This is a genomic window from Sphingomonas sediminicola, from assembly GCF_014489515.1.
GTDB classification, from domain to species: Bacteria; Pseudomonadota; Alphaproteobacteria; order Sphingomonadales; family Sphingomonadaceae; genus Sphingomicrobium; species Sphingomicrobium sediminicola.
The window spans coordinates 984623-1007238 of record NZ_CP060782.1; the positions used below are offsets into that span (position 1 = coordinate 984623).

The window sequence follows — 22616 nt, forward strand, 5'->3', positions numbered from 1 at the left end:
AAGCGGCGCCCGGCCTTAGCTTCCGATGCCCGAAATGCGCGCCTTCGCGGCCTGGATGGCCTTTTCATTCCGCTTCACGCCAATCATGCCGCGCATCGCATTGAGGAACTGCTGGCCATATTCCTGCGAGAGCGGATCCGACATCTGCTGCTGGGTCTGACCGATGATGCTCGGTTGGTTCAGCGCATTGCCCGGGATGACCCTGTTCACCTTGACGACGTAAAAGCCCTCGCCCTGGCTGCCCGCCACCATGCGCGCTTTCCCTTGGCCGAGGCTGAACAGCATCGCGATCGGCGCCGGAACATTGCCTTGGAACTGGCTCAGCTGAATCCTGCGCGCGCTTACCGGTTCGACCCGGACCTGGGCTGAGCCCTTCGCAGCTTCGGTCAGCGCAACAGTGCCCGCCTTGTTGGCGATGTTCTGTGCCAGCTGCTGGGCGCGCTTCGAGGCCTGGCTGGCGATCCAATCCTCCGTGACTTTCTCGCGGATGCTCGCAAGCGGGGCGGGGGCCGCCGCAATGATGCGCGCCGGCGCGACCAGCACGTAGCCGGCATTGTTCGGCAGAGGATCCACGACCGGGGCGTCGTTCTCCGCAAGCTCGAAGCCACCCTTGAGCGCAGGGGCAAGATCGGCAGGCAGGCGATAATTCGGATCGGTCCGCGACGTTCCGCTACTGGTGAGGGGCGGGGTCTCGATCGGGGTGAGCTTTGCCGCGGCCGCCGCCTCGCTGAAGCTCGAACCTTCGTCGATCGCATTCTGCACAGTGTCGACGAGCGATTCAATCGCTTCCTTGCGTTTGTCGGCGACGAGCTTGGCGGAAATCTCCGCCCGAGCCGCATCGAGCGACTTGCCGCCTTCACGCAAGATGTCGTCGACCTTTATGACCCGCCATCCGAGATCGGTGTTCACCGGTCCGATGACCGCGCCCTTGCTGGCGGCGTAGGCGGCGTTGGCAATCTGCGATCCGGCAAGCTCGGTCAGCTCGGCCTTGGTCTGCGGGCCCACCGAAATGTCCTCGGCGCTCAGTCCGGCTGGAGCTGCCGCAGCGACGAAGCTCTGACCGCTTTTTACCCGCTGGGCGATCGCGTTGGCGACCGTCTGCGTTGGAACGACGGCCTGCGTGATGACCCTTGATTCCTTGGCTGCATAGGTCGGCTGGTTCGCCTTGTAATAGTCGGCGATTTCCTTGTCAGTCGGCTGGACGTTCGCGACCTGCTCGGGCCCGATCTTGGCAATCCGGATGATGCGTTGCTCGGGGACCATATAACGCCGCTGGTTCGCGGCGTAGTACGCCTGGATATCCCCCGGCGTGGGGTTCAGCCCGGCGCGGAATGCCGCAGTCGGAACGAACGCAACCTCGCCTTGGCGAGCCTCGAGCAGGATCGATGCGTAGGGCGTCGCCATGCCAACCGGAGCACGTGCGTTCACAACGGCCGGAGCGATCAACAACTGCTGGAGAAGGCCGTTGCGAACGATCATCCGAACTTCCTCGTCGGTGATCCGCTGTTGCTGGAGGAAGGAACGGTAGGATTGCTCGCTGAACTGTCCGTTCAGACCTTTGGCTCCTGGGATATTCGCAATTTGCGCATCGACGAGGCGCTTCGACAGGTTGAGCCCCAGCTTGGCGGCAAATGCCTCAAGCGTCTTCGCGTCGACAAGCGCGCTAAGCAGCTGGTCGAAATCGCCCATGATGGTCGGGTAATCTGCCTCGGGATTCTGCTGCCTGGCTTGCGAGAGCCGGCGCTCCATCGCCTTGCTGATTTCCCGGTCGGTGACCTTGTCGGAGCCGACCTTGACCAGTGTGTCGCTGCTGCCGCCGAAACCGCCGCCCGAAAGCACGCTCTGGATGTCGCCCATGGCGAAACCGACGAGGATCAGAATCAAGATAATCGCCATGATGGCGGTGCCGACGGTCGACTTTGACAGCCGGCGGAATGAAGCAAGCATTGAGGTCTCGCCTGAGGCCGATGTGGAAGTGCCGCTTTAGGTGCGGCTTTCCAGACCATCAAGCGTCGCTTCCCACAAGCTTTCGCCGCCGCTAGGTGCGACGGCTCGCAAGAAGGGGTGATGAATGGCTCGGCGGAAGTATGTCGTTGGCAATTGGAAGATGCATGGCGTCTCGGCCGACATCTTGGAGATTTCGGGCATTGCATCGGCTGCAGCCGAATCATCAAATGTCGATGTCGCACTCTGCCTTCCAGCAACCCTGATCGAGCGGGCGGTACGGTCTGTTTCCGGCTTTTCATTCGGCGGGCAGGACGTTCACCAGGAAGCTAAGGGCGCACACACGGGCTGCGTCTCGGCCCCGATGCTTCTGGATGCCGGTGCGAGCCTGACGATCGTCGGCCACTCCGAGCGCCGCGCCGGGCAATGCGAAACAGACCAGCAGGTCCGCGCAAAGGCAGAATCTGCACTAGGAGCCGGGCTGGATGTCATTCTTTGCATCGGTGAAAGCCTGGAAGTCCGGGAGGCAGGGCAGGCGCTAAGCACCGTTCAAGCTCAGCTCGATGCATCGCTGCCGCATGGTGAAGGTGCGGCCGCGGGAGTTCCGGCAAAGTTTGCGATAGCTTACGAGCCCATGTGGGCGATCGGGACGGGCAAGGTTGCCTCAACCGCCGACATTCGCGAAATGCACAGCGCCCTGCGCGAGCGGCTTGTCGCCGCCTATGGTGATGCGGGCAACGAGGTGCGCATCCTCTACGGCGGGTCGGTCAGTGCCTCGAATGCTTCGGAAATCTTTGCGGTCGACGACGTCGATGGCGCATTGGTGGGCGGAGCAAGCCTGACTGCCGAAAAATTCGTGCCAATCGTAATCGCGGCGGCATCAATCGGGTGACTGTTCAAGCCTCCAATCATTAGATGATTGATAAGATTGAAGTTCATTGTGGGAAGGAGATCATGAAACTCATTCTTCGTTCGATTGCGGTCCTGTCTTTGACCGCTGCGGTGCCTCTGGCGCCTTCCTTTGCGCAGACTGCTGGCCAGCAGGTGATCGACACCAGCGGCGCAGCCGTCGGTACGGTCGTTCGCGTCGATGGCGGCAACGTCATCGTCAAGACCGACAAGCATGAGGTCGCGCTTCCCAAGACTAGCTTTACGCCGAACGAGGGCAAGCTGCTGTTCGGGATGACCCAGGCGCAGTTGAATGCCGAGGTTGAGAAAAACCTTGCGGCTGCTGCGGCGCTGATTGCTCCTGGAGCAAACGTTAAGGGATCCGCAGGCGCCGTCGTCGGCACTATCGATGCGGTCGACGCCGAGTTCGTGACCTTGAAGCTTCAATCCGGAGCCCTTGTTCGCTTGCCTCGCAATGCAGTAGCGGCAGCTAACGGTGAAGTGGTGATCGGAATGACGGCCGAGGAATTGCAGGCGCAGGTCGCGGCACCTGCCGCGCAGTAGACGCTGACGGCATTGAAACGGCGGGCATCGAACGCTAGATGCCCGCCGCACCTCCCTGAAAGGCCGCCATGTTCAAGTTTCTTCTGATCGTTCAGACGCTCGTCGCCGCTTCGCTGGTAGGCGTGATCCTGATGCAGCGCTCGGAAGGCGGCGGACTGGGGGTTGGAGGAAGCTCGTCCGGCTTCATGACGGCGCGCGGCGCAGCAGATTTCCTGACTCGCTCGACGGCAATCCTCGGCGGCCTCTTCATCACGCTGTCCATCGTGCTTGCCGCGATTGCCGGCGCTACGCGCGAGCCGACCAAGGTCGATACTTCGCTCGCCAACCAGGTCGCTCCGGCGCCGACCACGGCACCCGCGGCGCCGCAACAGCAGCCAGCGCAGCCGACGCAAAATCAGAGCCAGCCGGCGGTCCCGCTCGCTCAATAACGGGCCCGAAACCAGATTTTTTTCGCATCGCGGGTTGCGCGGTCGAGCGGTTCGCCCCTAAGCCCGACTCCCATGGCGCGGTTTATTTTTGTCACCGGCGGCGTGGTCTCATCGCTTGGCAAGGGTCTCCTCTCAGCCTCTCTCGGGGCGTTGCTTCAGGCGCGTGGCTACAAGGTCCGCATCCGGAAGTTCGACCCCTATCTGAACGTCGATCCGGGGACGATGTCGCCGTATCAGCACGGCGAGGTCTACGTGACCGACGATGGGGCCGAGACCGACCTCGATCTCGGTCACTACGAGCGGTACACCGGCGTGTCCTCGCGCCAGTCGGACAATATTACGACCGGTCGCATCTACCGCGACATCATCGCGAAGGAGCGGCGCGGAGATTATCTCGGCGCGACCGTTCAGGTCATCCCGCACGTCACCAATGCCATCAAGGAATTCGCGCTCGCGGAGACGGACGACGTCGATTTCGTCATTTGCGAGATCGGTGGAACCGTTGGCGATATCGAGAGCCTGCCCTTCATCGAATCGATTCGGCAGCTTCGGAACGATCTCGGTCGCGACCAGACGGTCAGCGTTCACACGACACTCGTGCCTTGGATCGCCGCCGCCGGTGAGCTGAAAACGAAGCCGACGCAACAATCGGTGCGGGAGCTATCCAGCCTGGGCGTTCAGCCCGAGGTCTTGCTTTGCCGCAGCGATCGGCCGCTTCCGGAATCTGAGCGCGAAAAGATTGCCCTGTTCTGCAACGTCCGGAAATCCGCGGTTATCCCGGCGCTCGACGCTCGCAACATCTACGACGTCCCGCTTCAGTATCATGAAGCCGGCCTCGATGACGAAGTCCTGTACGCGTTCGGGATCAAGGATGCTCCTGCGCCGGACCTGACACGCTGGCGCGAAATCATGGATCGCATCGATCATTACGAGAGCGAAGTGACGATCGGCGTCGTCGGCAAATATGTCGGCCTTCCCGACGCCTACAAGAGCCTGCGCGAAGCCCTGGTCCACGGCGGCATCGCCAATCGCACCAAGGTCAACATCGAGTGGATCGATGCCGAAATCTTCGAGCATCCGGAGTCCGACATCGTAGCGCAGCTCGAGCCGCTGAATGCGATTCTCGTTCCCGGTGGCTTTGGTGAACGGGGGTCCGAGGGTAAGATCGCCTCGGTAAAGTTCGCCCGCGAGCGCGAGATTCCTTTCTTCGGCATCTGCCTTGGCATGCAGATGGCCTGCATCGAAGGCGCCCGGAACACCGCCGGGATCAGCGAAGCCTCGACGACCGAGTTTGGCCCGACATCGGAACCGGTAGTTGGGCTGATCACTGAATGGATGAGCCCCGAGGGCCTGCAGGCCCGCGCGGAAGGTGGCGACCTGGGCGGAACGATGAGGCTCGGCGCCTATCCGGCCAAGCTCGACGGCAACAGTGTCGTCCGCGGCATCTACGGCAAGGACGAGATCAGCGAGCGCCATCGTCACCGCTACGAAGTGAATAGCCATTACAAGGATGCGCTGGAGAAGGGCGGTCTGGTCTTCTCCGGAATGTCGCCGGACGGCCGTTTACCGGAGATCGTCGAGCGTCCGGACCACCCATGGTTCATCGGCGTTCAGTTCCATCCGGAGCTTAAGAGCCGCCCGTTCGATCCGCACCCGCTTTTCGCCGGTTTCATAGAGGCCGCGCTGAAACAGTCGCGTCTGGTTTAATTCAGCTTAGGCACTAAATCGGGCTTCCCATGACCAATACCATGTCTACCCGCGTCGCAATTCTCGGCTCAGGTCCGGCTGGCCTGACTGCCGCAATCTATGCCGCGCGCGCCGGCCTTTCGCCGATCGTCATCCAGGGCATCCAGCCCGGCGGCCAGCTCACCACGACGACCGACGTCGAGAATTATCCCGGCTTCCGCGACGTCATTCAGGGTCCCTGGCTGATGGAGGAGATGCAGGCGCAGGCCGAGCATGTCGGCACGCGCATGGTGTGGGATCACATTTCCGCGGTCGACCTGAAGAGCCGGCCGATCCGGCTGACCGGTGACAGCGGCACGCAATATTTTGCCGACACGTTGATCATCGCGACCGGAGCCCAGGCCAAGTGGCTCAACCTGCCGTCGGAAGAGCATATGAAGGGCAGGGGCGCCTCCGCCTGCGCGACCTGCGACGGCTTCTTCTACCGAGGCAAGCGCGTCGCCGTGATCGGTGGCGGCAATACCGCGGTCGAGGAAGCCCTCTACCTCACCAATCACAGCCACGACGTAACCCTGATCCACCGCCGCGACAGCCTTCGAGCGGAGAAGATCCTTCAGGACCGGCTGTTCGCCAACTCGCACATCAAGATCATCTGGGATTCGGAAGTCACCGAGTTTGTTGGCGGCGGCGAGCCCGAAGCCCTCATCGGCCTCGACATCAAGAATCGCCTCACCGGAGAAGTGTCACGAATTGACGTCGAAGGCGCTTTCGTCGCCATTGGCCACAAGCCAGCGACGGAGTTGTTCGACGGGCAGCTCAAGCTCGACAGCGACGGCTATCTGGAAGTCGAGACCGGTACGACCAAGACCAGCATCCCGGGCGTGTTCGCCTGTGGCGACGTCATGGACAAGATCTACCGACAGGCCGTGACGGCGGCTGGAACCGGCTGTATGGCCGCGCTGGATGCGGAGAAATATCTGGCGGCGCAGGAGTTCGAAGCGCTCGCCGCGGAGTAACTAGCGGCTCTGAAGCCGCTCCACGAAATCCAGCAGGCTGCCGAAACTGGCGAAGTCCTCGGCGTCGACGTCGTCATCCTCGATGAGAACCCCAAGCCGTTCCTCGAGCGCGGTCAGGAAGTTTGCCACCGCCATCGAATCGAACTCCGGAAGCGAGCCGAACAGGGCCGTGCTCTCCGCAAACCCGCTCACCTGGTCCTCGGCCAGCCCGAGAACCTCGGACAGCAGTTCACGAAGCGTCACCTCGGCGATGACTTCGTCGGGCGCTTTCTCGACCTTTTTCAACACGCCCGCGGCCCTAGTCGAAGGCCATTGTTACGGCAACATCATTGCCTAGCGCCTCTCCGGCGGCGATGACGGCGGCGTGACGCCAGACCCGACGCCTCTTCCGCTCGATCGGCTGACGAGCCGTGGCGCGCCCGATGCTCCGGCACTGACCGCGGGAGCAGAGACGCTCTCTTACGCAGAGCTCGAGTGCGAGGTTGGCCAGGTGGCCGCGGCACTCTTGGATCAAGGTCTTCAAGCCGGTGATCGTATTGCGAGCTGGATGGGCAAGACCAAACTTGCCTGCGTACTACCGTTGGCCGCTGCCCGCGCAGGGTTGATGCACGTGCCGATCAATCCCGTCCTTAAACGCGCGCAAGCGGCTCACATCCTCGCGGACAGCGGGGCGAGGCTGCTGATCGCCAATGAGGCACGGCTGAAGTCGCTCGAGGCTGGCGATCGCGCCGAGGCGAGCCTGGCCTCTATGGAACAGTGGCAGCCGGGCGAGGAAATCCTTCCGCCATCCTCCCACAATCCAGATAAACTTGCGGCGCTCCTATACACGTCGGGTTCGACCGGAAAGCCGAAGGGCGTGATGCTGAGCCACGCCAATCTCTGGCTCGGTGCAATCAGCGTGGCGGATTACCTCGGTTTGTCGCTCAAGGATCGGACACTGGCGGTCCTGCCTCTGGCTTTCGATTACGGACAGAACCAGCTGCTTTCGACTTGGGCCGCCGGCGGTCACGCAATTGCGTTCGACTATCTCCTGCCGAGAGATGTGGTCCGTGCGGTTGGACGCCATGACGTCACGGTTCTCGCGGGCGTTCCCCCACTCTGGATCCAGCTTGCTGAAGCGGATTGGTCCAAGGGCGAGGGAGCCTCGCTGCGAACTCTCACCAACAGCGGCGGGCATCTGCCGGAGACGGTCCTCCGGAAGCTGCGCTCACTCTTCCCCGAAGCTCGCGTGCACCTGATGTACGGACTAACCGAAGCCTTTCGCTCGACAAGTCTTGAACCGGCACTGGCGGATGAGCATCCGGATAGCGTCGGGACTGCAATTCCCTTTGCCGAAGTGATGATCGCCCGGGAGGATGGTAGCGAAGCCGCGCCGGAAGAGGAGGGCGAACTCGTCCATGCCGGCCCTCTCGTTGCGCAAGGCTATTGGAACGACCCAGCGAAGACTGGCGAACGGTTCAAGCCGGCTCCGTCATTCTCGCGCTACGGCGGATCCGCTGTCTGGTCTGGAGATCGGGCGGTTCGAGGCAAGGACGGCCTCATCCGCTTCCGCGGCCGTGACGATGCGATGATCAAGGTGAGCGGCAATCGATTGAGCCCGACGGAGATCGAAGAAGCAGCTCTCGCCAGCGGAGCGGTCAGCGAGGTTTTGGCAATCGGAGTAAAGGAAGAGCGGTTAGGCCAGGCGGTGAAGCTGATCGCGGTCGCCAAGGGGCAGGGGCCGAAGAACGCCTGCGAGCATATTTCGCGAAGGAACTGCCAGCCTATATGCAGCCAAAGGAGATCGTCTGGCGTGATGCTCTTCCGCTTTCGCCAAACGGCAAGGTTGACCGGGCGGCGATCGTGAAGGAATTCGCATGAAGGCGATGGGACTCGTCCCGTCCGGCTTCGGAGCCGATGTCGAGGGCCGCTTGCTGATTGGCGGACGCACCGCCGACGATCTCGTCGCCGAAGCGGGCGGCACGCCATTGTTCGTCTACGATGCGGGTCTGATCCAACAAAAGATCGGACTCTTCCGGGCGGCTATGCCGCCTGAGATTTCACTACATTATGCCGTAAAGGCAAACCCTTACACGCCATTGCTGTCATGGATTGCTGACAAGATCGACGGGTTTGACGTGGCTTCCGCTGGCGAACTCGGCCGGGTCGTGCACCTGGGCCTCCCGATCAGTTTCGCCGGCCCGGGCAAGACGGACCAGCAACTCGAGACCGCGATTCGAGCCGCCATCACCATCAACCTCGAAAGTGAGGGTGAGGGGGAACGCGCTCTGGCCATTGCTGCTCAAGGAAGCCGGCCGCCAAAGCTTGCCGTGCGTGTGAACCCTCCGTTTTCGCTGAAAGGTGCCGGGATGAAGATGGGTGGCCTCGCCAGCCAGTTCGGTGTCGATCATGATCGGGCGCCCGCACTTATTCGGCGGCTGATCGACGCCGGGGCGGATTGGCGCGGCCTGCACATCTTCGCCGGTAGTCAGGCGCTGCATGCGGACGCGCTGATCGAAGCTCAGGCCGCAACGGTTGCGCTTGCCGCGGAAATATCGGAGCAGGCCGGAACACCTCCGCCTGAAGTCAATCTCGGGGGTGGATTCGGCATTCCGTACTTCCCGGGCGACCAGCCTCTCGACATCGAGACCGTAGGAACGGCACTCGCCAAGACGTTGGAAGGCCGCCCGAAAATCCTCGGGGAGACCCGCTTATCAATCGAGCTTGGCCGTTGGCTCGTTGGAGAGGCCGGCGTCTATCTGACTCGCATTGTCGATCGGAAGGAAAGCCGTGGCGAGACCTTCCTGGTCACCAATGGCGGCTTGCATCACATGCTCGCGGCGAGCGGCAATTTCGGTCAGCTCCTGCGCCGCAATTATCCTGTCGCCCTGGCCAATCGCTTCGGAACGGAAGCCGACAGCGAAGCAACGATTACAGGCTGCCTCTGCACGCCGCTCGACCTGCTGGCGCATGAGGTTGCGCTTCCAAGAGCGGAAGTCGGCGATCTCGTGGCGATTTTCTGCGCGGGTGCCTACGGCCTTAGCGCGAGCCCGCAGGAATTCCTGAGCCAGCCCCGCGCACGCGAGCTGCTTCTTCAGGGGTAGGCGGCCTCGACGAAATATAGGCCCTCAGGCGGTGCGTTCAGGCCGAGCTCCGCGCGATCGCGTGCTTCGAGCGCTCGACCGATGTCGTTCGGTTGCCACTGGTTCCGACCGACCAGCGCAAGGCAACCCACCATTGAGCGGACCTGATGATGGAGGAAGCTCCGTGCGGCCGCCTCGATGTGAATCTCCTCGCCGACACGCTTCACATCAAGCCGATCGAGCGTCTTTACCGGACTATCCGACTGGCAGTTGACCGATCGGAAGGTCGTGAAGTCGTGGCGGCCGACGAGCATTGCCGCGCCCTCGGCCATCGCCTCGACGTCCAGCGGTACGGCGATGTGCCACACGCGCCCGAGATCCAACGCTGGCGGAGCACGGCGATTAAGGATGCGATACAGATACTTGCGCCCGATACATGAGAAGCGGGCATGCCAATTGTCATCGACGGGTTGAACTGCTGTGACCGAAATCGGATTCGGTCGAACGAGAGCATTAATGCCCTCGCGGAGGCGGTGCTCGGTGAGCGACTTCGCGATGTCGACATGGGCTGCCATCGCCAGTGCGTGGACGCCTGCATCCGTGCGTCCGGCGGCATGCACGGCAATGAGCTCGCCGGTCATCCGATGGATCGCTTCCTCGAGCGCCTGCTGGACCGATGGACCGTGGTCCTGCCGTTGCCAGCCCATGAAGGGGCCGCCGTCGAACTCGATCGTCAGACGCCAGCGGGTCACTCGCTTCCTCTCGGATTGAGTTGAGCTCCCTTGGGAATGGGGAAGCCGCGGAGCAGCTCATCCGGATGCATTCTCGTTCTACCGGCGCGCTGAACGACTATCGGCCTGATTGCTCGTTCTCCGCAGGCAATCTTCAAATGATCGTCGGCGACGATGCCAGGCGGGCCGCTACCCGGTACGACCTCAGCAGATAGCACCTTAATTCGCTCTCCCATGAACTCGAACCAGGCGCCGGGTGGATTGAATGCTCGCACCTGCCGTTCGACCGCGTATGCGTCCTGCGTGAAGTCGAGTTGAGTCTCCGATTTGTCGATTTTCGAGGCGTAGGTAACACCTTCCGCAGGTTGTGCTCGGGGTGGGTATTGTTCGGTGTCGGCGAGCCACCGCCAGAGAGCCTGTCCGCCGAGAACTGCAAGTTCTTCAGTAAGTTCCCCGGCATTCTTGCTATCGATTTCGATAGGCCATTCCAGCAACATCGGGCCGGTATCAAGGCCTTCGTCCATCTGCATCAACGTGACGCCTGTTCTCTTGTCGCCCGCGATAATCGCGCGCTGAATTGGCGCCGCGCCGCGCCATCTGGGCAGCAGCGAGGCATGAATATTCACGCAGCCCATCCGAGGTGCTTCGAGGATCGGCTTCGGCAGGATCAGGCCATAGGCCGCCACGACGGCAAGGTCTGCGTTAAGGGCTGCGAACTTCGCCTGCTCCTCTTCGCTTCGCAGCGACCTCGGCGTGCGAACTTCAAGACCGAGATCGTCCGCCCGTTCATGAACTGCGGTCTTCCGGTCGGCCTTGCCTCGCCCGGCGGGTCGTGACGGCTGGCAATAGACCGCCGCCACCTCGTGGCCCGCCTCTACCAGCGCGTTGAGCGCGGGCACGGCAAAGTCCGGGCTTCCCATGAAGATGATCCGCATTGCGGCGCCCTATGGCGGACGCCACGGATTTTGCCTACCTCACCGCTGCAATGGCTTCGGAAGAGATCGAGGCGCTCGCAGGCGCGCTGGCAAAGCTGCCGGGGCTCGGCCCCGTTCGGCGCGCCGTGCGGTGCTTCACCTCATGAAGAAGCGCCAGACGGCACTGGAGCCTCTCCTGTCGGCCCTCCAGCGCGTCTCCGAGAAGCTTTCGACCTGCTCGATCTGCGGAAACGTGGATACCTCCGACCCGTGCGCCATCTGCCGGGACCCGCGCCGGGACGAGAAGAGCCTCTGCGTTGTCGAGGAAGTTGCAGATCTCTGGGCGCTGGACCGCTCTCGGCTATTCCCGGACGCTATCATGTTCTTGGAGGCCGCCTTTCGGCGCTGGAAGGCGTCCGCCCCGAGGACTTAGCCATCGACAGCTTAATTCACCGAGTGAATTTCGGAGGGATCGAAGAGGTCGTGCTGGCAATGAACGCAACGCTGGAAGGCCAGACGACCGCTCACTATCTCGCCGAGCGGCTCGAAAAGTTTCCGATCCGCCTCACGCAGCTCGCTCACGGCCTGCCCGTGGGTGGGGAACTGGACTATCTAGACGAGGGCACGCTCGCGCAGGCCCTTAGAGCAAGGCGTCCCATTGCTTGAAGCGACTGGGCTGAAAGACTAAATCACCGACATGGCAATTCGAACGATCGTTGAAGTTCCCGACCCGCGTCTACGCGAGATCTCCAAGCCCGTGGAAGGCGTGGACGACGAACTGCGCACGCTCGTCGCCGACATGTTTGAGACGATGTACGAAGCGCCAGGCATCGGTCTTGCAGCGATCCAGGTCGGCGTTCCCAAGCGCGTGCTGGTGATCGACCTCCAGGAACCGGAAGAGGAGGGCGGCGATCCGGTCAAGGACCCGCGCGTCTTCATCAACCCTGAAATCCTCCGGACGTCCGATCAGGATGTGCCCTACACCGAGGGTTGCCTGTCGGTGCCCGACCAGTTCGCCGAAGTGGACCGCCCGGACCGCATCCGCGCCCGGTGGATGGAACTCGACGGTAAGGTCCGCGAGGAAGAGATCGAGGGCCTGCTAGCCGTCTGCCTCCAGCACGAGATGGATCACCTGGAAGGCGTGCTGTTCATCGATCATCTGTCGCGCCTGAAGCGCAACATGATTCTCAACAAGCTCGCCAAGCAGAGAAAAGTCGCGGCTTAGGCCATAACCGGCGTCACCGACGCCGCCGCATTCCTGCAATCCTCGGCACATTCGCGGCAGATCTGCGCGCAGAGCCTGCAATGCTCGTGGTCATGCTTCTCGCATTCAGCGGCGCAGGCCTCGCAGACTCGGGCGCATAGTTCGAGCACTTCGCGGACAACGTCGTCGTTGGACCCGGTCCGGCGTAAACCGACGCGGCATGCAGCCTCACAAATATCAGCGCAGTCGAGGCAGCTTCGAATGCACTGCGTCATGTCCATCTTCTCGGCCGCGCAGGCGTCCGCGCAGCTGAGGCACATCTTCGCGCAGTACATCAGATGATGGACGGCATCGCCTAGTGGCTGATTCACGTGGCCGTGAACGTCGGGGTGAAGGCTGATCATCTTGCGGATGGACATTGAAATTCTCTCCTCGCTCTGACCCTCAACGTTCCGCTTGAGCACCGGGTCCGACGGTCGTAAGTTCACATTTCGTTCCGTGGGGGAATCGAGATGGGTGTGGGGCTTGTAGCATTCGTTGTCGCCGCTTTGGCAGTCGGCGCTGTAATTGGCTGGCTGATCGGCAGCCGTGACGGCGTCGGCGCGAGGCAGACCGTTGATAGCCTGCGCCTGCAGCTGGATGAAGTCGTCAAGGAACGAGATGCGAATCGCGGTGCTGCGCAAGAGCTAGCGGCGCTCAAGGCAGTACAGGATGAGCGCGAGCGGGCGTTTGAGGAGCGGCTCGCCGAGCTGACAGCCGCGCGGGAAGCTTTGTCGGCCCAATTCGCGGAAGTTGGCGGCAAGCTCCTCGAGGGCGCGCAGAAACAATTCCTGGAGCGGGCAGACCAACGATTCCGCCAGTCGGAAGAAACCGCCGGCACGAGCCTCAAAGCACTGCTGCAGCCGGTTCATGATCGTCTCCAGCGTTACGAAGAGGTGGTGACGAAAGTCGAGGAGGAGCGGCGCAAGGATTTCGGCCTGCTCACCGGCCACATCGAAGCGATGAGGAGCGGCACTGAGCGGGTTTCTGCGGAGGCCGCCAAGCTTGTGAACGCCCTTCGCAATGCCCCGAAGGCTCGCGGCCGCTGGGGCGAGCAGCAGCTTCGCAATGTCCTCGAAAGCTGCGGGCTCACCGAACATTGCGACTTCGAGACCGAAGTGAGCCAGTCGGATGGAGAGGGCGGCCGGCTAAGGCCTGACGTCACTCTGCGCGTTCCGGGCGGTCAGAGCCTGGTGATCGATGCCAAGGTCAGCCTAAATTCCTATCAGGATGCGTTCGGAGCAGTCGATGAGACTGAGCGGGCGATGCACCTCACTGCCCATGCCGCAGCTATCAAGAATCACGTCAACACCTTGGGCAACAAGGCCTATTGGGCACAGTTCGACGACGCACCCGACTATGTCGTGATGTTCATCCCCGGTGAGCACTTCCTATCGGCTGCCCTGGAGCAGGACAGTAAGCTCTGGGATTACGCGTTCGAGCGCCGGGTACTTCTGGCGACCCCAACCAACCTGATCGCAATCGCGCGCACGGTTGCGGCTGTCTGGCGTCAGGAAAAGCTGGCCAAGGAAGCACGGCAGATCGGCGAGCTCGGCAAGGAGCTTTACGACCGTCTCGCCAAAGCCGCGCAAGATCTCAAGCGTGTCGGCGGCGGGCTGACCACTGCTGTCAACAATTACAACAGCTTCGTCTCATCTTTTGAGAGCCGATCTTTGGTTACTGCCCGCAAGTTCCGCGACCTCAACATTGAGCCCGGAGCTCGCGAAATCGAGATCGTGCAGCCCGTCGAAGCGCTGCCGCGATACAACGACGACGAAGAGCAGCCGCAGATCGCAGCAGAGTAGTTTGGCCTAGTAGGTCCGGCGAAGGTCGATCCGGCCGACGCTATTGCTCAGCGTCATGCGGTCGCCACTCGAGGTGATCGTCACCGGCTGCGCGAGGATTGCGCCTCCCTGGTTTTCGAAGCTCATCGCCGGATCGGGACAGAACATGCGCGTAGCTGCCAAGGGACCTACCGTCAGCACATTGCCGTTCTGGCTGTAGCTTCCACCCATGCCATTGCAGCCGAACCTGGCGCCGATGCGGTTGGCCTCGAACTGTACGTAATACTGGCCTTGCGGAGGCGTAACGCGACCATTCACGGCTTCGACGCGCCAATTGGTGCCTGCCAGTCCCGAGGGCGCTACGGGATCGCCCCCACAGCCATTGAAGCGGCGTCCGTCGATGTCGACCTGAACCCGGTCGCGATAGCCTTGCCCGACATGACGTCGGTGCACTGCGCATGGACGATGTTCACGCCGATGCGCGGCGTCTGATAGATCTCACCGGCAATGCCGATGATCGCCTGCGGCCGCGGCTGTCGCACCGGCTGTCCGCCCGCTGGAATGAAGGTGAGGTCGCGCTCGTCGATGACCAGGGTCCAGCCCGGCTCCTGTCCAACGGCCCTATAAGGAGCGCTCGATGGCGGAGGATAGGTGAGACAGCCGCTCAAGAGCAGGGCGGAAAGGGGTGCGAGCCAAAGTTTCATAACCGGAACAGCCTTCGCAGTTGATTGCCGGTTCCTTATTGGTCTCGCCAGCTTGCCCTAACCTGAAAGGCCATGACGGCCGCTGCAATGGCCGCGTTGAGGCTGTCTGCCCGTCCGGCCATCGGGATCTTCACGAGGGTATCGCACTCTTCCTCATAGGCTGCCGGCAGCCCTTGCTGCTCGTTGCCGATCAGAAGGAAGCAGGGCCGCGTGTATTCGACCTCGAGATAGTCGTTGGTGGCTTTGAGGCTGGTACCGACGAGTTGGCCCGATCCCCGCGCAGCCAGGTCACGAACTCGCTCCATGGCGCTTTCGCGACCTTCTGCGTGAAGATCGCGCCCATCGATGCGCGGACGGCCTCAACGGAATAGGGGTCGGCGCTGTCGTCGATAAGGATCAGCCCACCGGCACCGACCGCGTCGCCCGTTCTCAGGATCGTGCCGATATTGCCGGGGTCGCGCAGTGCCTGGGCGACGAACCATAATGGTGCGGAGGAGCGGTCGATCGCCGACAGGATGGTTTCCGGCTGCCCGTAGGCGCCCAGGATCATTTGCGGGTTATCCTTGCCCGATGTTTTCGAGAGGATGTCCGGCGTCGTTTCTATAGCGTCGCCGCCGGCGGCTTCCGTTGCGCCGATGATTTCGGACGCAAGGGGATGGCGTGCTCCTTCGGCCGAGAACATGATGATTTCAGGCAACCGGCCGCTGTCCCGCGCTTCGGCGATGATCCTCAAACCCTCGGCGAGGAACAGCCCTTCTTCCTTGCGCGCTTTCTTGTCGCGGAGGGAGCGGAGCCTCTTGACGGTCGCATTGGAGAAAGCGGTGACCTCGCGGGGCATTATTCTTCCCCGAACCGCTCCTCGACAAGCGTCGCAAGCTTCTCGAGCGCATCCTCGGCATTCGTGCCGGAGACATAAATCACGATCGAATCACCTTTGGCCGCGCCGAGCATCATCAAGCCCATGATCGAGGTTCCGCAGACCTTGTTTCCATCCTTCTCGACCTCAACAGTCGCATCCAGGCCGCTGGCAAGATTAACGAATTTAGCGCTCGCCCTCGCGTGGAGGCCGCGCTGGTTGGTGATCTGGACCTCGCGCCTCAGCGCGTTCAAGCGGCCGCTTCCCCGAGGATCTCGGAAGCGACCGAGATGTATTTCCGCCCAGCCTCGCGCGCTGCAGCGACCGCAGCGTGGACACCCATGACCTTGCGGGCGCCTTCGAGGCGGATGAGCATGGGCAGGTTCACGCCCGCGATTACCTCGATGTTCTCGGTCTTCATCAACGAGATGGCGAGGTTGGAGGGCGTTCCGCCGAACAGGTCGGTGAGGATGATCACGCCCTTGCCCCGGTCGACCCGGGCAATGGCGTCGGCGATGTCCTGACGCCTGGCTTCCATGTCGTCATCCGGGCCGATGCAGATCGGCTCGATCGCCTCCTGCGGCCCAACGACATGCTCCATGGCAACCACGAATTCAGCCGCAAGGCGGCCATGGGTCACCAGTACCAATCCGATCATTCGTTCAACTCACTTCCAGAATCGCCGCTAGAAACATCGGCTGCGGCGTGCCCCGGATCTTCCTCAATCGTGTCGCTCGGCTGCGAGGCCAGGTCACGATGGCGGACATTTGGCGAAAAACCCGCCCTCCGCAACCGTTCGGACATTTCCTCCGCAGCGCGGACGGACCGATGCCTTCCCCGGTACAGCCGAAAGCCACGGTGACGTAGCTTTTGCCGGCGGCCCAGTAGCGGGGAATCCAGTCGGTGAGAAGCGCTTCAAGTCGGTCCATGGCCTGGAACCAGGCCGGGTCCTTTTCCAGGTGTTCGCGAACCGGCATGTCCAGTCCTGTCAGAGGGCGAAGCTCGTGCACCCAGTGAGGATTATCCAAAAACCGCATGTCGAACATCAGGTCTGCAGTTCGCGAGACTCCGCGGGCGTACCCAAATGAGACAATCGTCAGCACCGGCTCGTCGCTGTCGCTCGGATATCGGCGGCGGAGCTCGTCACGAAGCTCTGTGGGCGTGAGGTCCGTCGTATCGATGATATTGTCGGCTGCCGCGCGCAACGGCGCGGTGATATCGCGCTCGCGGGCAATGCCGTCCTCGGCGGGACGATCGGCAGCGAGCGGGTGCCTCCGGCGCGTTTCGTTGTAACGGCGCATCAGCTCAGTGCCGGCGCAGTCGAGGTACAGGATCTCGCCTCGTACGCCGTGGATCGATCGGATGAGCTGAGTGAGCGCCGATGCGTCAAAGCCTCGGCTTCGGACGTCCATTCCAACGGCCGCCGGGGCCAGCCGGCATTCCTTCTCGCCGCTTCCGTGAACGAAACTGTTCAGCAGCGACACAGGGAGATTGTCCACGCAATCCCACCCCATGTCTTCCAAAGCGTCGAGGACGCTGGACTTGCCGGCACCGGACATGCCGGTCACGAGCAGGAGGCGAGGGGGACTACGGCGGGAAGACACCGCCGATGTGTTAGAGCTTCAGCCCGAGCCGGTCGAGAGCAAGTGCAACCTTGGAGGCGGCCGATGCGGTCAGCGCGTCGACGCTGACCAGCGGCAGGTTCACGCCCAGCACCGGACGCTCGCGGCGGTCGTCCGGAAGCCGCATGATTTCGCTGGTGAGCTCCACATAGAGGGCTACGGGCACATCGCTCACCGTTTCCATGTCGACGATTCCGATGCCCCGGATCTCGAGCTTTCCCGCGATGTTCGGCGGAGCGCTGGCGATCAGCTTGTCACCCTCGCGGCGGACGATGGTCTGGTCGTCGCTGACCAGGGTGAAGCCGCGGTCGAGGAGGCGAAGCGCGAGATCCGACTTTCCCGACCCAGACGGCCCGGAAATCAGGATAGCGCGCCCTTCGGATGCGACGGTGCTCGCGTGAACCGTTTCAGAAGAGAGTAGGCGGTTCATGCTGCCTCCGTTGCCGGCAAGGTGATGGTGAAGCGGGCACCCGAAGGAGCGTCGTCGCGGTCCTGCACGTCAATTTCCCCGTCGTGTCCTTCGACGATCGCCCGGGCGATCGCCAGACCGAGTCCCGAGTGCCGCCCGAAATGTTCTTCCTCCGGCCTGATTGAGTGAAACCTGTTAAAGATGGCTTCACGCGCTTCCTCGGGCACGCCGGGGCCTTCGTCATCGATCCGTATCCTGACTTCGTCACCGACGCGGGCCGCTGCGATTTCGACGAGTCCGCCAGGCGGCGAGAAGCTGATCGCATTGTCGATGATATTGTCGATCGCACGGACCAGGCGGTTCGCATCGCCGAGCACGACGGCCGTCGCCCTGCGCGGCCTGGCGAAAGCGAGGTGCGCGTCGCCCTTCTCGCGGCGGTGCTCCCAGGACGACACGAGCTGTTCGATGACTGGGCCGAGGTCCACGGGCTCGAACTTGGCGCGGGCAAGTTCAGCGTCCGTCCGCGCTGCTTCGCTGATGTCGCCGATGAGGCGATCGAGGCGGACGACGTCGTCTTTCGCTACCGCGAGGAGCTGCAGCTTCAGCTTCGGGTCTTCAACTCGGTCGAGGCCATCCAGCGCCGAGCGGAGCGATGCGAGCGGGTTCTTCAGCTCATGCGTCACGTCGGCCGCGAAGTGCTCGATATTGTCCATTCGCTGTCGGAGCGACTGGCTCATGTCGGAGACGGAGCGGGCAAGCTGGCCGATCTCATCGGTCCTGGATGGCAGGCGAGGGACCTTTACCTCCCGTGCCCGGCCCAGCCTGACGCGGTGAGCCGCAAGCGCAATTCTCCTTAGCGGACGGACGATGGTGCGGGCGAGGAAGAGCGACAGAAGCACGGACAGGACCACCGCGATTGCCATCGCAATGGCGAGGGAGGTCCGCTGGCTTCGAATTGTTCGAGTGAATTCACGGTCGTTGGTGGTCAGGAGGACAGTTTCCTCGCCAACAGGAGCCGCCGCGGAAAAAACGGGAGTGAGGTCGGGGGCGTTGCGGACCTTGGTCACGGCCTGTCCCGTCTGCCTGGCGTACGTTCCTTCCGACCAGGATTGCAGCTTGTCTTCCGCGGGCTCGATGAAGTCGTCAAGCGGCTTGGCGCCGACGAGCGCGTTGAACCCCCGGTCGAGAGCGCGCGCCGCGTCCTTGTTCCATTTCTGGGTCGTTGGATCGCGAAGCGTGTAGGTCGGACCGGTCGCTTTCCAGCTGTCGGACCTCAGGGATCCGTCGCTTCCGTAAAGGCGGATGCGGCTGCCCGTCGATTTGGCGAGCGACAACAGCACCGAGTCGCGCGCCGGGGCGGGGGTCATGGCCAGCACGCTGGCGGTCATCTCGGCTTCGCGATGGATGAGCGTCAGCCTTTCCTCGCTCAGCTGGTTGCGAAAGGCGTCCAGGTAGAGAACACCGAACGCCAGAAGGACGATCGTCAGCAGGTTCACCGCGAGGATGCGGCGGGTGAGCGGCAACTGGCCGAACCAGTTGGGACGACGCTTACTCATCCTGGAACTTGTAGCCTACGCCGTAGAGCGTCTCGATGGCATCGAACTCCGGGTCGACAGCGCGGAACTTGCGGCGCATGCGTTTGATGTGGCTGTCGATGGTTCGATCGTCGACATAGATGTCGTCGTGATAGGCGACATCGAGGAGCTGGTTCCGGGTCTTTACGACCCCCGGACGTTGCGCCAGCGCTTCGAGGATCAGGAACTCCGTGACCGTCAGGGTCACATCCTTGCCGCCCCAGATGACCTTGTGGCGGGCGGGATCCATCACCAGCCGGCCACGCTCGAGCAGAACAGGCTCAGGCTCCGGCGCAGCGGATGACGCAACGCCCTTTGCCAGTTCCTGCCTGCGCAGGATTGCCCGAACGCGTGCGACCAGAAGCCGCTGCGAAAAGGGTTTGGCGATATAATCGTCGGCACCCATCGCGAGGCCCAGGGCCTCGTCAAGTTCATCGTCCTTCGACGTCAGAAAGATAACCGGCATCGGGCTGAATTCGCGGACGCGTCGGAGAAGCTCCATTCCATCCATTTGCGGCATCTTGATATCGAACACACCGAGGTCCGGCTGCTTGTCCGCAAAGGCCTTTAGGGCGACCGTCGGGTCGGTGTAGACCCGAGTCACGAATCCTTCCGCCTGCAATGCGATCGAGACGGAAGTCAGGATGTTGCGGTCGTCGTCGACCAGCGCGATCTCGTGGCTCATCCGCGACGGATAGATAGGCCAATCCCCTTAAACAAGCGGGGCCCCGACGAGCGACGTTTCGGCAAAATAATGGCCCTGAAATTTCAACTGCTTATTGGAAGCGCTTCCATTGTATCCGGCTGATACAGACTCGGCGAACCGCTTTGACGCGGCGAGATTTTCGGAGTTATAGGCGCCGTACGCATACGTATGCGGCGGCAGGCCAGCCCGGTCGCCGCCGTTTAATTTATTGAACGAAGGGGATTTTACGTGACTGACCGGGTGCCGCGCTTCGGCCTCAACGACCAGGGTATCGCGACGAGTGCAGAGGTCCACTGGAACCTGCAGACCGCACCTTTGGTCGAGGCCGCGGTTCAGCGCGGTGAGGGCCAGCTGGCGAAGGACGGTCCCCTCGTCGTCCGCACGGGCAAGCACACCGGCCGTTCCGCCAACGACAAGTTCACGGTCCGCGATGCCGAGACCGAAAATACCGTCTGGTGGGGCAAGTCGAACAAGCCGATGGAGCCGGGAGCGTTCGCGGCGCTCAAGGCCGACTTCCTCGATCACCTGAAGGGTCGCGACACCTTGTTCGTCGCCGATCTGTTCGGCGGTTCGCAGCCCGAGCACCGGGTCAACGTTCGCGTCATCAATGAATACGCCTGGCACAACCTCTTCATCCGCACGATGCTGGTGCGGCCAGAGGCGAGCGAGCTCGCCGGCTTCGTGCCCGAGTTCACGATCATCGACCTTCCGAGCTTCCGTGCCAACCCTCAGCGTCATGGCTGCCGCAGCGAGACCGTGATCGCGGTCAATTTCAGCGAAAAGCTGATCCTGATCGGCGGCACCGAATATGGCGGCGAGATGAAGAAGTCCGTCTTCGGCATCTTGAATTACCTGCTCCCGGCGGACGGCATCATGCCGATGCACTGCTCTGCCAACATCGGCCCAAGGGGTGATACCGCGATCTTCTTCGGCCTCAGCGGCACTGGGAAGACGACCCTGTCGGCTGACCCGAACCGCACGCTTATCGGCGACGATGAGCATGGCTGGTCGGACACGGCGGTCTTCAACTTTGAAGGCGGCTGCTACGCGAAGATGATCCGCCTTTCGGCCGAGAGCGAGCCGGAGATCTATGCGACCACCAAGCGCTTCGGCACGGTGCTCGAGAACGTGGTGATGGACCCCGAAACGCGTGAGCTCGATCTCGACAGCGCGGAATATGCCGAGAACAGCCGCGGCGCCTATCCGATCGACTTCATCCCGAACAGCTCCGACAAGAACATGGGGCCGGTTCCGAAGAACGTCGTGATGCTGACGGCTGACGCGTTCGGCGTCCTGCCGCCGATCGCGAAGCTGACTCCCGACCAGGCAATGTACCACTTCCTGTCCGGATACACCGCCAAGGTCGCCGGAACGGAGATCGGCGTCACCGAGCCGGAAGCGACTTTCTCGACCTGTTTCGGCGCACCGTTCATGCCTCGCCATCCGTCGGTGTACGGCAATTTGCTCAAGGAGCGGATTGCCAGAGGCCATGTCGACTGCTGGCTGGTCAACACCGGCTGGACCGGCGGCAAATATGGCGTCGGCAAGCGCATGCCGATCCAGGCCACCCGCGCGCTGCTCAATGCGGCGCTCGATGGCAGCTTGAAGAACGCGGAGTTCCGCAAGGATCCGAACTTCGGCTTCGACGTCCCGGTTGAGCTGCCCGGCGTCACGAACATTCTCGATCCCCGCAGCACTTGGGATGACACGGCCGAGTACGACCGGACCGCGGCCAAGCTAGTCGACCTGTTCGTCGAGAACTTCGCGCAGTTTGCCGACCAAGTGGACGAGGGCGTCCGACAAGCCGCGCCCAAGGTTCCCGCCGCCGCATAATTGCCCGGTCATCAAGGATCGGGCTCCCAATTTCAGGACCCGATCTAATGACCGAATATTCGCCACGACTTTTTTCGGCTGACGCCGAGATCGAGCATCTCGGGGAAGGGCTTCTCGCATGCACCTTGCCCCGCGAAGCCTGGACACACGAAGCTCACCTAGCCGCGACGACCTACCTCCTGCTTCGACGGCTCGACATTCATCTCGATGCCGAACTTCCGAGCATCATCCGTCGCTTCAACAAAAGCGTGGGCGGGGTGAACAGCGATACCGAAGGCTATCACGAAACAATCACGCGAAGCTTCCTGCACGGCGTTCGCCTGTTCCTTGAGCGCGCTGATACGAGCGAGCCGCTTCACATGCTCGTCAACGAGCTGCTTATCTCTCCAATGGGGCGTCGAGACTGGCCGCTCAGATTCTATAGCCGTGAGCTTCTATTCTCCGTCGAAGCGAGGCGATGGCACGTACCGCCCGACCTCGCGGTCATGCATTGAAGGTCGAATGTTCGCAATCTTCAGGATGGTGAAGGCCTCAGAATGGACTACTCCGCTACAACCCCTTGCCAAGGCGCGCATAAGTCGCAGCCTCCATCCCAATCCTCTTGAACTAGCGAACAGCAGCAAATATGTAAGCCTTGCGGACCGGGCCCCTC

At 62.3% G+C, this 22616-nt stretch carries 22 protein-coding genes and 4 pseudogenes; 12 read left to right on the top strand and 14 right to left on the bottom strand.

Annotation, left to right across the window (positions count from 1 at the left end; all coding sequences use genetic code 11):
• Window positions 1–15: 15 nt before the first annotated feature.
• Window positions 16–1947, bottom strand: coding sequence for a peptidylprolyl isomerase (locus H9L14_RS05355; protein WP_187709515.1), 1932 nt, complete (start codon window positions 1945–1947; stop codon window positions 16–18).
• Window positions 1948–2071: 124 nt separating this feature from the next.
• Between H9L14_RS05355 and tpiA the strand changes: the two genes are divergently transcribed.
• From tpiA to trxB, 5 genes are all read left to right on the top strand, one after another.
• Window positions 2072–2836 carry a triose-phosphate isomerase gene (gene tpiA, locus H9L14_RS05360; protein WP_187709516.1) on the top strand — a complete coding sequence of 255 codons (765 nt, stop codon included), beginning with the start codon at window positions 2072–2074 and terminating at the stop codon, window positions 2834–2836.
• A 62-nt stretch (window positions 2837–2898) separates the two neighbouring features.
• Window positions 2899–3396 (top strand): hypothetical protein, encoded by a 498-nt coding sequence (locus H9L14_RS05365; RefSeq protein ID WP_187709517.1) that lies wholly within the window; start codon window positions 2899–2901, stop codon window positions 3394–3396.
• 68 nt (window positions 3397–3464) lie between these two features.
• A complete protein-coding gene (gene secG / locus H9L14_RS05370) occupies window positions 3465–3824 on the top strand; it encodes a preprotein translocase subunit SecG (RefSeq protein ID WP_187709518.1) in 360 nt (119 codons plus the stop codon).
• A gap of 72 nt (window positions 3825–3896) precedes the next feature.
• On the top strand, window positions 3897–5531 hold the full coding sequence (gene pyrG / locus H9L14_RS05375) for a CTP synthase (protein ID WP_187709519.1): 1635 nt from the start codon (window positions 3897–3899) through the stop codon (window positions 5529–5531).
• A 29-nt stretch (window positions 5532–5560) separates the two neighbouring features.
• On the top strand, window positions 5561–6526 hold the full coding sequence (gene trxB, locus H9L14_RS05380; RefSeq protein WP_187709520.1) for a thioredoxin-disulfide reductase: 966 nt from the start codon (window positions 5561–5563) through the stop codon (window positions 6524–6526).
• Here trxB and H9L14_RS05385 read toward each other — a convergent pair whose 3' ends face one another.
• Window positions 6527–6814 (bottom strand): acyl carrier protein, encoded by a 288-nt coding sequence (locus H9L14_RS05385; RefSeq protein ID WP_246444491.1) that lies wholly within the window; start codon window positions 6812–6814, stop codon window positions 6527–6529.
• A gap of 76 nt (window positions 6815–6890) precedes the next feature.
• On the opposite strand from H9L14_RS05385, the pseudogene H9L14_RS05390 reads away from it, so the two are divergent.
• Window positions 6891–8386 (top strand): annotated as a pseudogene (locus tag H9L14_RS05390) (acyl-CoA ligase (AMP-forming), exosortase A system-associated).
• Window positions 8383–9609, top strand: a complete 1227-nt coding sequence (locus tag H9L14_RS05395; RefSeq protein ID WP_187709521.1) for a pyridoxal-dependent decarboxylase, exosortase A system-associated — start codon at window positions 8383–8385, stop codon at window positions 9607–9609. Before H9L14_RS05390 ends, H9L14_RS05395 begins: the two are co-directional and overlap by 4 nt.
• Here H9L14_RS05395 and truA read toward each other — a convergent pair.
• Both truA and fmt read right to left on the bottom strand, forming a co-directional pair.
• Window positions 9600–10340, bottom strand: a complete 741-nt coding sequence (gene truA / locus H9L14_RS05400) for a tRNA pseudouridine(38-40) synthase TruA (protein ID WP_187709522.1) — start codon at window positions 10338–10340, stop codon at window positions 9600–9602. The genes H9L14_RS05395 and truA overlap by 10 nt on opposite strands.
• Window positions 10337–11254 carry a methionyl-tRNA formyltransferase gene (fmt, locus tag H9L14_RS05405; protein ID WP_187709523.1) on the bottom strand — a complete coding sequence of 306 codons (918 nt, stop codon included), beginning with the start codon at window positions 11252–11254 and terminating at the stop codon, window positions 10337–10339. The genes truA and fmt overlap by 4 nt, the downstream gene beginning before the upstream one ends.
• A 50-nt stretch (window positions 11255–11304) precedes the next feature.
• Here fmt and recR point away from each other — a divergent pair.
• Window positions 11305–11899: pseudogene (gene recR / locus H9L14_RS05410) on the top strand (recombination mediator RecR).
• 31 nt (window positions 11900–11930) lie between these two features.
• On the top strand, window positions 11931–12458 hold the full coding sequence (gene def / locus H9L14_RS05415) for a peptide deformylase (protein ID WP_187709524.1): 528 nt from the start codon (window positions 11931–11933) through the stop codon (window positions 12456–12458).
• Here the strand turns inward: def and H9L14_RS05420 are convergent.
• Complete coding sequence (locus H9L14_RS05420) at window positions 12455–12856, bottom strand: four-helix bundle copper-binding protein (RefSeq protein ID WP_187709525.1); 402 nt, start codon at window positions 12854–12856, stop codon at window positions 12455–12457. The genes def and H9L14_RS05420 overlap by 4 nt on opposite strands.
• Window positions 12857–12949: 93 nt before the next feature.
• On the opposite strand from H9L14_RS05420, the gene H9L14_RS05425 reads away from it, so the two are divergent.
• A complete protein-coding gene (locus H9L14_RS05425) occupies window positions 12950–14281 on the top strand; it encodes a DNA recombination protein RmuC (RefSeq protein WP_187709526.1) in 1332 nt (443 codons plus the stop codon).
• Between the two features lie 6 nt (window positions 14282–14287).
• On the opposite strand, the gene H9L14_RS05430 is transcribed toward H9L14_RS05425, so the two are convergent.
• From H9L14_RS05430 to H9L14_RS05470, 9 genes and pseudogenes are all read right to left on the bottom strand, one after another.
• A complete protein-coding gene (locus H9L14_RS05430; RefSeq protein WP_281389431.1) occupies window positions 14288–14713 on the bottom strand; it encodes an META domain-containing protein in 426 nt (141 codons plus the stop codon).
• The gene (locus H9L14_RS05435) at window positions 14620–14964 is read right to left on the bottom strand and encodes a hypothetical protein (protein WP_187709528.1); all 345 of its coding nucleotides are present in this window, start codon (window positions 14962–14964) and stop codon (window positions 14620–14622) included. Before H9L14_RS05435 ends, H9L14_RS05430 begins: the two co-directional genes overlap by 94 nt.
• Before the next feature lie 35 nt (window positions 14965–14999).
• Window positions 15000–15802, bottom strand: a pseudogene (locus H9L14_RS05440) (TrmH family RNA methyltransferase).
• Window positions 15802–16074 carry an HPr family phosphocarrier protein gene (locus H9L14_RS05445; protein ID WP_187709529.1) on the bottom strand — a complete coding sequence of 91 codons (273 nt, stop codon included), beginning with the start codon at window positions 16072–16074 and terminating at the stop codon, window positions 15802–15804. Before H9L14_RS05445 ends, H9L14_RS05440 begins: the two are co-directional and overlap by 1 nt.
• Entirely contained in the window at window positions 16071–16478 is a 408-nt protein-coding gene (locus H9L14_RS05450) for a PTS sugar transporter subunit IIA (protein ID WP_187709530.1), read from the bottom strand. Before H9L14_RS05450 ends, H9L14_RS05445 begins: the two co-directional genes overlap by 4 nt.
• Window positions 16475–17379, bottom strand: a pseudogene (gene rapZ, locus H9L14_RS05455) (RNase adapter RapZ). The gene H9L14_RS05450 and the pseudogene rapZ overlap by 4 nt, the downstream one beginning before the upstream one ends.
• Before the next feature lie 55 nt (window positions 17380–17434).
• Complete coding sequence (locus tag H9L14_RS05460) at window positions 17435–17872, bottom strand: HPr kinase/phosphorylase (protein ID WP_187709531.1); 438 nt, start codon at window positions 17870–17872, stop codon at window positions 17435–17437.
• Window positions 17869–19407, bottom strand: a complete 1539-nt coding sequence (locus H9L14_RS05465; protein ID WP_187709532.1) for a sensor histidine kinase — start codon at window positions 19405–19407, stop codon at window positions 17869–17871. Before H9L14_RS05465 ends, H9L14_RS05460 begins: the two co-directional genes overlap by 4 nt.
• On the bottom strand, window positions 19400–20110 hold the full coding sequence (locus tag H9L14_RS05470; protein ID WP_187709533.1) for a response regulator transcription factor: 711 nt from the start codon (window positions 20108–20110) through the stop codon (window positions 19400–19402). The genes H9L14_RS05465 and H9L14_RS05470 overlap by 8 nt, the downstream gene beginning before the upstream one ends.
• Before the next feature lie 249 nt (window positions 20111–20359).
• Between H9L14_RS05470 and H9L14_RS05475 the strand changes: the two genes are divergently transcribed.
• Together H9L14_RS05475 and H9L14_RS05480 are read left to right on the top strand one after the other, a co-directional pair.
• Window positions 20360–21964 carry a phosphoenolpyruvate carboxykinase gene (locus tag H9L14_RS05475; RefSeq protein WP_187709534.1) on the top strand — a complete coding sequence of 535 codons (1605 nt, stop codon included), beginning with the start codon at window positions 20360–20362 and terminating at the stop codon, window positions 21962–21964.
• Between the two features lie 47 nt (window positions 21965–22011).
• Window positions 22012–22458: a hypothetical protein gene (locus H9L14_RS05480; RefSeq protein WP_187709535.1), complete on the top strand. Its 447-nt coding sequence runs from the start codon at window positions 22012–22014 to the stop codon at window positions 22456–22458.
• Window positions 22459–22616: the final 158 nt, after the last annotated feature.

Bases quoted from the DNA above. Each gene is read 5' to 3' on its own strand.
- H9L14_RS05355 (WP_187709515.1), bottom strand. From the start codon at position 1,947: ATGCTTGCTTCATTCCGCCGGCTGTCAAAGTCGACCGTCGGCACCGCC.
- pyrG (WP_187709519.1), top strand. From the start codon at position 3,897: ATGGCGCGGTTTATTTTTGTCACCGGCGGCGTGGTCTCATCGCTTGGC.
- H9L14_RS05425 (WP_187709526.1), top strand. From the start codon at position 12,950: ATGGGTGTGGGGCTTGTAGCATTCGTTGTCGCCGCTTTGGCAGTCGGC.
- H9L14_RS05420 (WP_187709525.1), bottom strand. From the start codon at position 12,856: ATGTCCATCCGCAAGATGATCAGCCTTCACCCCGACGTTCACGGCCAC.
- def (WP_187709524.1), top strand. From the start codon at position 11,931: ATGGCAATTCGAACGATCGTTGAAGTTCCCGACCCGCGTCTACGCGAG.
- tpiA (WP_187709516.1), top strand. From the start codon at position 2,072: ATGGCTCGGCGGAAGTATGTCGTTGGCAATTGGAAGATGCATGGCGTC.
- H9L14_RS05365 (WP_187709517.1), top strand. From the start codon at position 2,899: ATGAAACTCATTCTTCGTTCGATTGCGGTCCTGTCTTTGACCGCTGCG.
- trxB (WP_187709520.1), top strand. From the start codon at position 5,561: ATGACCAATACCATGTCTACCCGCGTCGCAATTCTCGGCTCAGGTCCG.
- H9L14_RS05450 (WP_187709530.1), bottom strand. From the start codon at position 16,478: ATGATCGGATTGGTACTGGTGACCCATGGCCGCCTTGCGGCTGAATTC.
- H9L14_RS05395 (WP_187709521.1), top strand. From the start codon at position 8,383: ATGAAGGCGATGGGACTCGTCCCGTCCGGCTTCGGAGCCGATGTCGAG.
- H9L14_RS05435 (WP_187709528.1), bottom strand. From the start codon at position 14,964: ATGAAACTTTGGCTCGCACCCCTTTCCGCCCTGCTCTTGAGCGGCTGT.
- secG (WP_187709518.1), top strand. From the start codon at position 3,465: ATGTTCAAGTTTCTTCTGATCGTTCAGACGCTCGTCGCCGCTTCGCTG.
- H9L14_RS05480 (WP_187709535.1), top strand. From the start codon at position 22,012: ATGACCGAATATTCGCCACGACTTTTTTCGGCTGACGCCGAGATCGAG.
- H9L14_RS05470 (WP_187709533.1), bottom strand. From the start codon at position 20,110: ATGAGCCACGAGATCGCGCTGGTCGACGACGACCGCAACATCCTGACT.
- fmt (WP_187709523.1), bottom strand. From the start codon at position 11,254: ATGCGGATCATCTTCATGGGAAGCCCGGACTTTGCCGTGCCCGCGCTC.
- H9L14_RS05460 (WP_187709531.1), bottom strand. From the start codon at position 17,872: ATGAACCGCCTACTCTCTTCTGAAACGGTTCACGCGAGCACCGTCGCA.
- H9L14_RS05465 (WP_187709532.1), bottom strand. From the start codon at position 19,407: ATGAGTAAGCGTCGTCCCAACTGGTTCGGCCAGTTGCCGCTCACCCGC.